Source organism: Humibacter sp., from assembly GCF_051954055.1.
Classification (GTDB): domain Bacteria; phylum Actinomycetota; class Actinomycetes; order Actinomycetales; family Microbacteriaceae; genus Humibacter.
Map to the genome: position 1 here is coordinate 18037 of NZ_JBQCIE010000010.1, position 12152 is coordinate 30188.

Annotated in this window: 14 protein-coding genes; 2 read left to right on the forward strand and 12 right to left on the reverse strand. The window is 66.5% G+C overall.

Features of this window, described 5'->3' with window-relative positions:
* Nucleotides 1-37: 37 nt before the first annotated feature.
* The 12 genes from ACTHNC_RS00615 to ACTHNC_RS00670 all read right to left on the reverse strand — a co-directional run bounded on the left by ACTHNC_RS00615 (nt 38) and on the right by ACTHNC_RS00670 (nt 10185).
* Nucleotides 38-598, reverse strand: coding sequence for an AAA family ATPase (locus tag ACTHNC_RS00615; protein WP_440292648.1), 561 nt, complete (start codon nt 596-598; stop codon nt 38-40).
* A gap of 55 nt (nt 599-653) precedes the next feature.
* A complete protein-coding gene (locus ACTHNC_RS00620; RefSeq protein WP_440292649.1) occupies nt 654-914 on the reverse strand; it encodes a F0F1 ATP synthase subunit epsilon in 261 nt (86 codons plus the stop codon).
* A gap of 2 nt (nt 915-916) precedes the next feature.
* Nucleotides 917-2395, reverse strand: a complete 1479-nt coding sequence (gene atpD, locus ACTHNC_RS00625) for a F0F1 ATP synthase subunit beta (RefSeq protein ID WP_440292650.1) — start codon at nt 2393-2395, stop codon at nt 917-919.
* A 48-nt stretch (nt 2396-2443) separates the two neighbouring features.
* Nucleotides 2444-3340, reverse strand: a complete 897-nt coding sequence (locus ACTHNC_RS00630) for a F0F1 ATP synthase subunit gamma (RefSeq protein WP_440292651.1) — start codon at nt 3338-3340, stop codon at nt 2444-2446.
* A 39-nt stretch (nt 3341-3379) separates the two neighbouring features.
* Complete coding sequence (gene atpA, locus ACTHNC_RS00635) at nt 3380-5017, reverse strand: F0F1 ATP synthase subunit alpha (protein WP_440292652.1); 1638 nt, start codon at nt 5015-5017, stop codon at nt 3380-3382.
* 32 nt (nt 5018-5049) lie between these two features.
* Entirely contained in the window at nt 5050-5841 is a 792-nt protein-coding gene (locus ACTHNC_RS00640) for a F0F1 ATP synthase subunit delta (protein ID WP_440292653.1), read from the reverse strand.
* Nucleotides 5842-6384 (reverse strand): F0F1 ATP synthase subunit B, encoded by a 543-nt coding sequence (locus ACTHNC_RS00645; RefSeq protein WP_440292654.1) that lies wholly within the window; start codon nt 6382-6384, stop codon nt 5842-5844.
* Nucleotides 6385-6424: 40 nt separating this feature from the next.
* Nucleotides 6425-6646, reverse strand: a complete 222-nt coding sequence (atpE, locus tag ACTHNC_RS00650; protein ID WP_286289434.1) for a F0F1 ATP synthase subunit C — start codon at nt 6644-6646, stop codon at nt 6425-6427.
* Nucleotides 6647-6692: 46 nt separating this feature from the next.
* A complete protein-coding gene (gene atpB, locus ACTHNC_RS00655) occupies nt 6693-7508 on the reverse strand; it encodes a F0F1 ATP synthase subunit A (RefSeq protein WP_440292655.1) in 816 nt (271 codons plus the stop codon).
* 141 nt (nt 7509-7649) lie between these two features.
* Complete coding sequence (locus tag ACTHNC_RS00660; RefSeq protein ID WP_440292656.1) at nt 7650-8183, reverse strand: hypothetical protein; 534 nt, start codon at nt 8181-8183, stop codon at nt 7650-7652.
* Nucleotides 8180-9478, reverse strand: a complete 1299-nt coding sequence (locus tag ACTHNC_RS00665; protein WP_440292657.1) for an MraY family glycosyltransferase — start codon at nt 9476-9478, stop codon at nt 8180-8182. The genes ACTHNC_RS00660 and ACTHNC_RS00665 overlap by 4 nt, the downstream gene beginning before the upstream one ends.
* Nucleotides 9475-10185 carry an L-threonylcarbamoyladenylate synthase gene (locus ACTHNC_RS00670; protein ID WP_440292658.1) on the reverse strand — a complete coding sequence of 237 codons (711 nt, stop codon included), beginning with the start codon at nt 10183-10185 and terminating at the stop codon, nt 9475-9477. The genes ACTHNC_RS00665 and ACTHNC_RS00670 overlap by 4 nt, the downstream gene beginning before the upstream one ends.
* Before the next feature lie 151 nt (nt 10186-10336).
* Between ACTHNC_RS00670 and ACTHNC_RS00675 the strand changes: the two genes are divergently transcribed.
* Together ACTHNC_RS00675 and ACTHNC_RS00680 are read left to right on the forward strand one after the other, a co-directional pair.
* Nucleotides 10337-11338, forward strand: coding sequence for an ATP-binding cassette domain-containing protein (locus tag ACTHNC_RS00675; protein WP_440292659.1), 1002 nt, complete (start codon nt 10337-10339; stop codon nt 11336-11338).
* Nucleotides 11335-12141 carry an ABC transporter permease gene (locus tag ACTHNC_RS00680; RefSeq protein ID WP_440292660.1) on the forward strand — a complete coding sequence of 269 codons (807 nt, stop codon included), beginning with the start codon at nt 11335-11337 and terminating at the stop codon, nt 12139-12141. Before ACTHNC_RS00675 ends, ACTHNC_RS00680 begins: the two co-directional genes overlap by 4 nt.
* The last annotated feature ends 11 nt before the right edge of the window (nt 12142-12152 follow it).

A 12152-nucleotide genomic window follows, 5' to 3' on the forward strand; every position in this document is an offset into this window, starting at 1 on the left:
GCGTCACGGCGACGCGCGGTGCGGCGGCTCCTCCCGCTCACGGCGCGAGGAACCGAATGGCGGCCTCGACGTTCTGCCCTAGCGAGTTCGCCGTGTCCAGCGTGATGCGCGGCAGCTCGGCGCACTCGCCCTTCCACGGCTGGTAGTCTTCCAGGCTCTGCTCCACGGCGCGCCAGGAGGGTTCCTCGAAGTGCGGCAGATTGCGCACCCGCTTCTCCAGCCGCATGCGGTGCAACTCGGGGTCCGAGCACTCCACCTCGATCACTCGCAGCGGCACGTCGGCGCGCCGCGCGAGATCGCGCCACTGCAGGCGTGCAGGCTCAACGGCGTTCACGGCGTCGACGATCACACTGTGCCCTGACATCAGCACCTGCTCGGCCAAGGTCTCCGCCACGAGATACGCGGCCAGCCCGGTCGGCTGGTCGGCGTCGATGCCGGCGTGCAGGATGGCGGACTCGATCGGGTCGACGGACACGATGGTCGCGCTCAACCGTGCGCTGATCACCTCTGCGATCGTCGACTTGCCCGCGCCGGGCAGGCCGGCCATCACCACGAGTGCCGGAACACGGATGTCCCCGAACTGTCGGTCAACCGTCACCGCTGCCACTTCGGCCCCCTCCCCGCCTTGCCTGCTGCCGGCCTGAGTCCCCCGGTCAGACCAGCTCGGCCTTGCCTGCGAGCACGGTCAGTTCGTTGTTCTCGAACGACACGAAACCGTCCGCCGCGCTGGCGACGAGACGCTCCCCGCCCGGAAGCGTGATGCGCACCTCGCCCTCGGCGAGCGTTCCGAGAAGCGGCGTGTGGCCGGGGAGGATTCCCACCTCCCCGATCGTGGTCCGCGCCACGACCATCGACGCATCGCCCGACCAGATCTCGCGATCGGCCGAGACGACGCTGACCTTGATGGTCGCCATGGTCAGCCGTTCTCCTTCTGGATCTTCGCCCACTTCTCCTCGACGTCGGAGATCGGGCCGACGTTGAAGAACGCCTGCTCGGCGACGTGGTCGAAGTCACCGCGGCAGATCGCGTCGAAGGACTCGATGGTCTCCTTCAGCGGCACCGTCGAACCCTCGACACCGGTGAACTTCTTCGCCATGTAGGTGTTCTGCGAGAGGAACTGCTGGATGCGGCGGGCGCGCGAGACGACGATCTTGTCCTCTTCGGACAGCTCGTCGACACCGAGGATCGCGATGATCTCCTGCAGCTCCTTGTTCTTCTGCAGGATCTGCTTCACGGTCGTGGCGACGCGGTAGTGGTCCTCGCCCAGGTAGCGCGGGTCGAGGATACGGCTCGTGGACGCCAGCGGGTCGACCGCAGGGTAGAGGCCCTGCGACGCGATCTCACGGGAGAGCTCCGTCGTGGCGTCCAGGTGCGCGAACGTCGTAGCCGGCGCCGGGTCGGTGTAGTCGTCGGCGGGCACGTAGATGGCCTGCAGCGAGGTGATGGAGTGACCGCGCGTAGAGGTGATGCGCTCCTGCAGCACGCCCATCTCGTCGGCCAGGTTCGGCTGGTAGCCGACAGCGGAAGGCATGCGGCCGAGCAACGTCGACACCTCGGAGCCCGCCTGAGTGAAGCGGAAGATGTTGTCGATGAACAGCAGCACGTCCTGCTTCTGAACGTCGCGGAAGTACTCCGCCATGGTCAGAGCGGACAGCGCGACGCGCAGACGCGTCCCCGGCGGCTCGTCCATCTGGCCGAAGACCAGTGCCGTCTTGTCGAAGACGCCGGCCTCCTCCATCTCGTGGATGAGGTCGTTGCCCTCACGGGTGCGCTCGCCGACGCCGGCGAACACGGAGACACCACCGTGGTCCTGGGCGACGCGCTGGATCATCTCCTGGATGAGCACGGTCTTGCCGACACCCGCACCACCGAACAGGCCGATCTTTCCACCCTGCACGTAGGGAGTGAGCAGGTCGATGACCTTGATGCCGGTCTCGAACATCGTGGTCTTCGACTCGAGCTGGTCGAAGGCGGGCGCCTTGCGGTGGATCGGCCAGCGCTCGGTGATCTCGATCTTCTCGCCGGGCTCGGCGTTGAGCACCTCGCCCGTGACGTTGAACACCTTGCCCTTGGTGACGTCGCCGACCGGGACCGAGATGGGGGCTCCGGTGTCGCGCACCTCCTGGCCGCGCACGAGGCCGTCGGTCGGCTTGAGCGCGATCGCACGGATGATGTCGTCGCCGAGGTGCTGGGCGACCTCGAGCGTGATCTCGTGCGCCTCTTCCTCGTCGCCGGTGAAGTTGATCGTCGTCTTGAGCGCGTTGTAGATCTCGGGGATCGAGTCGTGCGGGAACTCGATGTCGACGACGGGGCCGGTGACGCGGGCGATGCGGCCGACGCCCGGCGTCGTCTCCGCTACCGCGGCCTCGTTCTCGGCAGTGGCTGTCGGTGTCATTTCTTTCTCTCTCTGTTTCGTCGTCAGACGTCTACTGGGAGGCCAGTGCTACTGGGAAGCCAGAGCGTCGGCGCCACCGACGATCTCGGAGATCTGCTGCGTGATCTCGGACTGTCGTGCGTTGTTCGCCAGGCGCGTGTAGTTGGTGATGAGCTTGTCGGCATTGTCACTCGCGGCCTTCATGGCCTTCTGAGTGGCCGCGTGCTTCGCCGCGGCCGACTCCAGCAGGGCGTTGTAGAGGCGGCTGTGGATGTACGCGGGAAGCAGTGCGTCGAGCACGGTGTCGGCATCCGGTTCGAAGTCGTAGAGCGGGAGCATCGACTTGTCTTCGACCTCTTCGATGCCCTCCACGAGCTCGAGCGGTAGCAGGCGCACCACGCGCGGCGTCTGCACCAGCATGCTCACGAAGCGGTTGTAGACGATGTGGATCTCGTCCACTCCGCCCTCGTCGGTGTCTTTCGTGAACGCCTCGACCAGTTCGCTGCCGATCTCCAGCGCGTTGTCGAACGCCGGCGCGTCGGTGATGCCGACCCAGTCGCGCACGCTCTCGCGCTTACGGAAGGCGAAGAAGCCGACGGCCTTGCGCCCGACGAGATAGAAGACGACCTCCTTGCCCTGCTCGGTGAGCAGGGACTCGAGCTCGAGCGCCTCACGGATGACCTGCGAGTTGAACGCGCCGGCGAGCCCGCGGTCGGAGGAGAAGATCACGATTGCCGCGCGGCGCACGTTCTCGGCCTCGGTCGTGAGCAGGTGCTTCACGTTGGAGTGAGCGGCGACCGCCGCTACGGCGCGGGTGACCGCCCGCGTGTACGGGGCCGACTCCTGCACGCGAGCCTGCGCCTTGTAGATGCGGCTCGCGGAGATCAGCTCCATCGCGCGGGTGATCTTCTTCGTCGTCTGGGCAGAGCGGATGCGCTGCCGGTAGACCCGAAGTTGCGCTGCCATGGGACTCCTGTCTGGGTGTCAGCTCGTCGAAGGTGTCGCTCAGCGACGGCCCGTGACGATCTTCTCCTGGTCGATTTCCTCTTCTTCGATCGCCTCGTAGCGCTCGCTGCCCGGTTCGATCAGCGAGTGACCGGCGCTCGTCTGGAACTCGAGCTTGAAGATGTCGATCTCGCGCTCGAGCGTGCCGACCGTCTCGTCGTCGAGCACGTTCGTGTCACGAAGCGTGTCGAGAACGGTCGTCGTGCGACGCAGGAAGTCGACGAACTCGGACTCGAAGCGGAGGATGTCTTCCACCGGCACCTCGTCGAGCTTGCCGTTGGTGCCCGCCCAGATCGAGACGACCTGCTCCTCCACCGGGAACGGCGAGTACTGCGGCTGCTTGAGCAGCTCGGTCAGGCGCGCACCACGGTCGAGCTGACGGCGGGATGCCGCGTCCAGGTCGGAGGCGAACATCGAGAACGCCTCGAGGGCGCGGTACTGCGCGAGCTCGAGCTTCAGCGTTCCGGAGACCTTCTTGATCGACTTCACCTGAGCGTCACCACCGACGCGGGACACCGAGATGCCGACGTCGACCGCGGGACGCTGGTTGGCGTTGAAGAGGTCGGACTGCAGGAAGATCTGGCCGTCGGTGATCGAGATCACGTTGGTCGGGATGTAGGCGGAGACGTCGTTCGCCTTCGTCTCGATGATCGGGAGTCCGGTCATCGAGCCGGCGCCGAGCGCGTCGGAGAGCTTCGCGCAACGCTCGAGAAGACGCGAGTGCAGGTAGAACACATCGCCCGGGTACGCCTCGCGCCCCGGCGGGCGACGCAGCAGCAGCGACACGGCACGGTAGGCCTCTGCCTGCTTGGACAGGTCGTCGAAGACGATCAGAACGTGCTTGCCGTCGTACATCCAGTGCTGGCCGATGGCCGAACCGGTGTACGGGGCGAGGTACTTGAAGCCGGCGGGGTCGGAAGCGGGCGCCGCGACGATCGTCGTGTACTCCATCGCACCGGCATCCTCGAGCGCGCCCTTCACGGAGGCGATCGTTGAGCCCTTCTGGCCGATGGCGACGTAGATGCAGCGAACCTGCTTCTCGGGGTCGCCGGACTCCCAGTTGGCCTTCTGGTTGATGATCGTGTCGATCGCGATCGCGGTCTTACCGGTCTGGCGGTCGCCGATGATCAGCTGGCGCTGTCCGCGGCCGATCGGGATCATGGCGTCGATCGCCTTGATGCCGGTCTGCAGCGGCTCGTGCACGCTCTTGCGCTGCATCACGCCGGGGGCCTGCAGTTCGAGTGCACGACGGCCCTCGGTCTGCACGGCACCGAGTCCGTCGATCGGGTTTCCCAGCGGGTCGACGACGCGGCCGAGGTAGCCGTCGCCGACCGCGACGGAGAGGACCTCTCCGGTTCGGGTGACCTCCTGGCCCTCCTCGATGCCGGCGAACTCGCCGAGCACGACGACGCCGATCTCGTTCTCGTCGAGGTTCAGCGCGAGGCCGAGCGTGCCGTCCGCGAAGCGGAGGAGCTCGTTCGCCATGGCGCCCGGAAGACCCTCGACGTGCGCGATGCCATCGGCGGCATCGACCACGACGCCCACCTCGGTGATGGCGGTGGTGTCGGGCTGGTACCCGGTCACGAAGTCTTTGAGAGCGGCCCGGATCTCATCCGGGCTGATGCTGATGTCTGCCATTTCGTTTTCCTTGATGTGTGCGTCGTGCCGGGTCAGCCGGCCAGTTTCAGTCGCAGGTCGGCGAGACGGTTCGCCACGCTGCCGTCGATGACCTCGTCGCCGATCTGCACCCGGAGGCCGCCGATGAGCCGGGGGTCGATGGTGATCGCGAAACGGGGAGTGCGGCCGTACCGCTGCGTCAGCGAGGACCGCAGCCGGTCGAGCTGGGATGCGGTGGGCGGAGCGGCGGCGGTGATGGAGACGACCATGGCGCCGGCATCCTGGGCGACGATCTCGGCGATGTGCCCGACGACCTCGACGAGGCGCCTGCCGCGCTGCGTCTGGACCGCGTAGGTGACCAGGGCCAGGGTGGCGTCGCTCGCCTTGCCGGTGAGGAGCCGTTCGACGACCTCGACCCTTCGAGCCGGATCGCCCAGCTTGCTTCCGAGCGCGAGCTCGAGCTCGTCGTCGCTGTCGACGGCGCGGGCGAACGCGAAGAGCTCGGACTCGATGGTCCCGTCGTCGCCTGACGCACGTGCGACCGCGCGGATGCCGATCTCCTCGATGCCGTCGATCAGCTGCACAGGACTCGACCAACGCGACTGCGCGATCCCGCTCAGGATGCGCAGCGCGGCGGGGTCGTACGAACCGAAGATGCGGGTGACGAGCGCGCCCTTGTCGGCGGACTCGACGGAGGGGTCGGCGAGCAGCGCCTTCAGCTGCGGCGTGCTGTCGATCGTGCGACCGGCCGCCAGCAGCTGCTCACCGGTGCGTAGCGACACCTCGGATGCCTCGGCCAGTTCGGCCTTGGCGCGATCCAGTGCTTCGCGGGTAGCGGATCCCACTTACTCGCCCGCCTTCGAGAGCTGATCCTGCTCGAGGTCGGCGAGGAAGCGGTCGACGAGCGCCTCTGACCGCTTGTCGTCGGAGAGCACCTCGCCGACGATGCGGGAGGCGAGGTCGACGGCGAGCGTCCCGACCTCGGCACGCAGCGAGGCCAGCGCGCCGGCCCGCTCGGACTCGATCTGGGCCTGCGCGTTCGCGGTGATGCGGGCCGCCTCGGCCGACGCGTTCTCCTTGAGCTCCGCCAGGATCGCTGCGCCTTCGACGCGGGCCTGCTCGCGGATGCGGCCGGCCTCGGCACGAGCCTCGGCGAGCTGAGCGGTGTAGCGCTCGAGCACGGCGTTCGCATCGGCTTGGGCCTTCTCGGCGCGCTGGATGCCACCGTCGATCGCGTCGCGTCGCTCGTCGAGCAGCTTGTTGATCGCCGGCAGGCCCTTCACGATGAAGAAGACCAGGATGATGACGAAGACGATCGTGCCCCACAGAAGGTCAGGGATCGTCGGGATGAGGAGGTTCCCCTCGGCGACGACGGCTGTGGAGAGCATTAGGACTCCTTCGAAAAGTTGCTACTGGCCGGCTGAAGCGTTACGGCTTCGGGAACGGAATGAACGCGACGGCGATCGCGATGAAGCAGAGGGCCTCCGTCAGCGCGACGCCGAGGAACATGAGGCTCTGCAGGCGGCCCTGCAGTTCGGGCTGACGGGCGACCGACTCGATGGTCTTACCGATGACGTAACCCACGCCGATACCGGAGCCGATGACGGCCAGACCGAAGGCGAGCGGAGCGAGTTGTCCGACGATATTCACGTGATTGTTCCTTTCAAGGGGTGGATGATGCGGTGAAGCGAGCGGATCAGTGCTCTTCGGCCACCGCGAGCTGGATGTAGATGGCGGACAGGATCGTGAAGACGTAGGCCTGCAGGATCGCGACGAACAGGTCGAGCAGCGTGAACGCGATGCCGAAGGCGAAGGATCCGACTCCGAGCAGGCCGAGCAGGTTGCCGTCCGCGAGCACCGTGAAGAAGAAGAACTGCGTTGCCGCGAAGCAGAGCACGACCAGCATGTGACCGGCCATCATGTTCATCGTGAGTCGCAGCGTCAGCGTGACCGGCCGAACGATGAAGGTGGAGAGGAACTCCAGCGGCGTGAGCAGGAAGTAGAGCGGCCACGGCACGCCGGGGAGGAAGAGCGAGTCCTTCCAGAACCGCCACCCCTTCTCCTGCATGCCGGCGATGACGAACATGAACCAGGCGATGATCGCCATCACCATCGGGAGTCCGATGATCGAGGTGGGCGCGAGCTGGAACCCCGGTATCGACCCCATCAGGTTCATCCCGAGGATCAGGAAGAAGAACGTCATCAGGAGCGGCTCGTAGCGCTTGCCGACCCTCTCGCCGAGGTTCTGGTAGATGATGCCGTTGCGGACGAAGCCCACCATGTACTCGAACGCGACCTGCGTACGTGACGGCCGCAGCTTCATGTTCCTGGTGCCCAGCCAGAAGACCAGCAGGACGAGCACGCAGACCAGGATGCGAATGAGCATCACCCGGTTCAGCGCGAACGGAGTCCCGGCGAAGAGGACGTCCGGCGGGAAGAAGTCGGAGATCGACGGTCCCTCGAACCCACCGGAATTGTCGCCTTTGACGGACAGCACTGTGGAAAGAAGCATGGGCGTTATCAGGGCATTCTCCGGCATCGGTGTTCAACGAGGAACGGGGTCGGGGTCTGAATCACTCTACCAAACGTAGAAGGCGTTTCTGCACGCTCGTCTCGGGTCGCATCGCACGTTCCTTGACCAGTCGGCGACTGGTCACCGACGAGCATCGGGATCGTCGTCGACGGTCGCGGACGACTCGCTCGAAGTATCCGCCGAGGGCAGTTCGACGTCGACATACGGCACTCGCGCGCGCATGTACGCGACGCAGTCGAGGATCAGCGATCCGAGCACGGCGACGATGATCGTGAAAAACATCACACGTCCGTCGACCCACTTCTGCGATCCGACGAGCAGCACGACGATGACGAACACGATGACCTTGAGCAGCCACGCGCCCATGACGGTGCCGAAGTAGACGGGCGAGGTCAGGTCGCCGTTCGCGAGTCGGTAGGCGACGAGCATCGTGACCGCGGTCAGGCCGAGATACACGGCGGCCACGACCGCACCGAGAAGGCCGCCGAGCAGGCCGGGAACGCCGGAGACGGCCAGGCCGATCAGTCCGGCGACTACGGCGACAGCGATCGCGAAGATCGCTCCGTACTTCAGTGCGAGCATCAGCATCGGCCGGGCTCCCATCGGCCGCGGGCTCTGCCGTGCAGCGCTCGCAGGTCGGTGCGATTCGGTCATGATGCGGATTCCTTCCGTGGTTCGTTCTCAGACGGTCCGAGCTGCGACGGCTCGTGATGCGCCATTTGGTGTCGGGATGCCTCGGATGCCGCGTCGAGCGGATCGAAGCGGGCCGCGGCATCCGCTCCCCTGGCATCCGGCGGCATCAGTTCCGCGGCGACCTCAGAGCTCTTGCGCCTGCTGAGCGGGGCGAGGGTGAGCGCCGTGCAGACGACGAGTCCGACGCACAGGAAGACGATCGCGGGCCACAGCGGTTGGAAGTAGAACAGCAGGCAGCCGATCGAGACCACGGCCGTCCAGGCGTAGAAGATGAGCACCGCGTGCAGGTGGGTGTGACCCATATCGAGCAGGCGGTGGTGCAGGTGTTTGCGGTCGGCGCTGAACGGCGACTTGCCGGCCCGGACGCGCCGGAACACGGCGAGGCCGAAGTCGAGCAAGGGCACCACCAGCACCGCGAAGGGCAGGATGATCGGGATGAACGCGGGGAACAGCGCCCGCGCCCCGCCCTGCTGAATGGATGCGGGATCGAGCTGCCCGGTGACCGCGATGGCCGACGACGCCATCAACAGACCGACCAGCAGGGCACCCGTGTCGCCCATGAACATGCGGGCCGGATGCCAGTTCAACGGCAGGAATCCGGCGCACGCACCGACCAGGATGATCGCGATCACCGAGGCGAGGCTGAAGTAGTTGGACGGGCTCGTCTTCACCGTGATCAGGTAGCTGTACAGGAAGAACGCGCCGTTGGCGATGAGGGCGACACCGGCGACGAGGCCGTCGAGTCCGTCGATGAAGTTGATCGCGTTCATCACCAGCACGATGGCGATGACCGTCATGGCCACGCTCATCCACGGCGATCCGACCGTCACTCCCCCGCCCAGCGGGAGCGAGTAGATCTGCACGCCGAGCCAGGCCACGAGGCCGGCGGCCACGAACTGCCCGGCGAGCTTGGTCATCCAGTCGAGATCCCACAGGTCGTCGGCGACGCCGATCACGACGATCAGGAGTGCGGCACCGAGGATCGCGAAGACCGGCGTCGGGTCGGAGAACACGACGCCGAGCAGCGGGCCGCCGAAGCCGGGGAACGTCAGTGAGAAGAGGTACGCGACTCCGAACGCGACGACGATGCCGAGGAACATCGCGACTCCGCCGAGACGCGGTGTCGGCCTGGTGTGCACATCGCGGTCGCGGATGCGCGGATACAGCTTGAATCTCAGCGCCACCCGCCACACCACGATCGAGAGCACGAACGTGACGATCGCGGTGATCAGTCCGATGACGACGAGAAGGGTCATGTGGGCTGCTGGTCCCCTGCTGTGTCGGTCTCCAGCGCGTCACCGACGACCTCGCGGATCTGCTCGTCGGAGATGACACCGTGCCGAAGGATGCGGATCTTGCCCGATCCCGAGGCGAGAGCCGTGGCATCCACGATGGTCGAGGACGTCTCGGTGACGCCGCTCTCCGCGTAGTCGCCACCCACCTGTCCGCCGTCGAGGTAGATCTGCACGCTGTCGCCGAGCATCCCCTCGGCCTCTTGCGCGGTCGTGGCGGCGGGCATACCTGTCTTGTTCGCCGAGGAGACGGCGAGCGGTCCGGTCGAACGCAGGAGCGCGAGAGCGACCGGGTTGTTCGGCATGCGCAGCGCGACGGTGCCCTTGGTCTCGCCGAGGTCCCAGGAGAGCGAAGGCTGAGCGGGAAGCACGATCGTGAGGCCGCCCGGCCAGAACGCGCCGGCGAGGTCGCGGGCCTCCTGCGGAACCGTCTCGGCCAGCGCATCGAGCGTTGCAAGAGCGGGGATGAGCACGGGAGGAGGCGACTGGCGGCCTCGGCCCTTGGCAGCCAGCAGGCTGGCGACGGCGGTGGCGCTGAACGCGTCGGCCCCGATGCCGTAGACGGTGTCGGTGGGAAGGACGATGAGGTCGCCGTTCTCGATGGCAGTGCGCGCTTGGCTCGTGCCCTCGGCGAGACCGTCGTCGTCTGAGCAGTCGAAGAAGGTGGTCATGACCGCTCGATTCTAGGGTCTGTCTCTCCACGGGGGCTGCGCCGGTCGCTCTCGATTCCTCCAGATAGCCTTCTGCTTACGTTGCACACTGTTTATGCTCTACACTACGAGTACGCAATACACAGAACCGAGGAAGACGGAAGGCAGACACATGACGACAACGCATCAGCGGCCGGCCATCGAGGTGGCGGGTCTGCGCAAGGAGTACGGCAAGCACGTCGTGCTCGACGGCGTGGACTTCCACGTCGTCCGCGGCGAGATCTACTCGCTGCTCGGCCCTAACGGGGCGGGCAAGACGACGACGGTGAACATCCTCTCCACCCTCATCAAGCCGGATGCGGGCACCGCCCGAGTCGCCGGGGTCGACGTGCTGCGCAGACCCGCCGCGGCACGCAGCAGGTTCGCACTGACCGGGCAGTACGCCTCGGTCGACGCGTTCCAGACCGGCAGAGAGAACCTGGTGATGATGGCCTCGCTCAATCATCTTGACGGCGCAGCCAGGCGCACAAGGGTCGATGAGCTGCTCGACGCGTTCGACCTCGGTGAGGCCGCGAATCGCAAGGTCGCCGGCTATTCGGGCGGCATGCGACGACGCCTCGACCTCGCGATCAGCCTGGTCGCGTCGCCCGAGGTGCTGTTCCTCGACGAACCGACCACCGGGCTCGACCCGCGCAGCAGGTCGCAGCTCTGGTCACTCGTCGCGGGCCTCGCGGCCAACGGAACGACGATCCTGCTCACCACCCAGTATCTGGACGAGGCGGAGCGGCTTGCCGACCGGGTCGGCGTCATCGACGGTGGACGCATCGTGGCCACCGGTACTCCGGATCAGCTCAAGTCCGAGGTGAGCGGCGATCACATCGTGTTCTCGTTCGGCGCGCCGGGCGATGTCGAGCGGGCGGCCGCCCTGGGTCGCGGGCGGCCTGACCTCGACGTGGACGCGGACGCGCTGACGGTGCGGATGCCGTCGACCGATGCCGTCGCGGACATCCGTTCGTTCCTCGCCCAGACGGCTGCGCACGACATCCAGGTGACCGACATCGCGATCGTCGGTCCGACGCTCGACGACGTGTTCCTCACCCTGACCGGCACGAGCGCGGCGCAACGCGCGGCAGCAGACAAGAGCATCACCGACAAGAAGGAGAAGGCGGCATGACCACTATCGACTGGGCTCCGGGTATCGCCCGGACGAAGAAGAGGGGACTCGGCACTTCCCTGGCCGACGTCGTCGCCATGTCGGGCCGGGAGCCGCGGCGCACCCTTCGAAGCGTGGACGCGCTCATCACGGCGTTCGCGATTCCGGTCAGCATCATGCTCGTGTTCGTGGTGATCTTCGGCGGCGCGCTGGAGTCCGACGGGGACTACGTGAACTACGTCGTGCCGGGAACGCTCGTGCTCTGCCTCGGATTCGGCTCCGCGGCGACGGCAGTGGCGGTCGCGCAGGACGTCACGAGCGGCACCGTCAACCGGTTCAAGACCCTCCCGATCCTCGGCTCCGCCGTACTGCACGGGCACGTGATCTCCAGCGTGCTGCGCAACCTCGCGGCCTGCATCCCCGTGCTCGGAGTGGCCCTCCTGCTCGGATACCGCCCGGAGGCGGGCTTTGGCGGATGGCTGGGGGCGCTTCTGTTCGTCGTGCTGATGATCCTCGCGTTCACCTGGCTGAGCACGCTCGCCGGGTTGTTCCTCAGCGTGGATGCCGCGGCATCCATCAACTTCGTGTTCCTCTTTCTTCCCTACATCTCCAGCGGCTTCGTCCCGGTGGACACGATGCCGGCCTGGTTGCGCGGATTCGCCCAGCACCAGCCGTACACGCCCATCATCGAGACGCTGCGGGATCTGCTGTCCGGGAAGGCTCCAGGAGGAACGCTGTGGGTGGCGCTTGCATGGCTCGCCGGCATCCTGGTCGTCGGAATCGTGGGTTCTGCGCTGGCATTCGGGCGACGCGTGAAGGAGTAGCGTGAAGCACC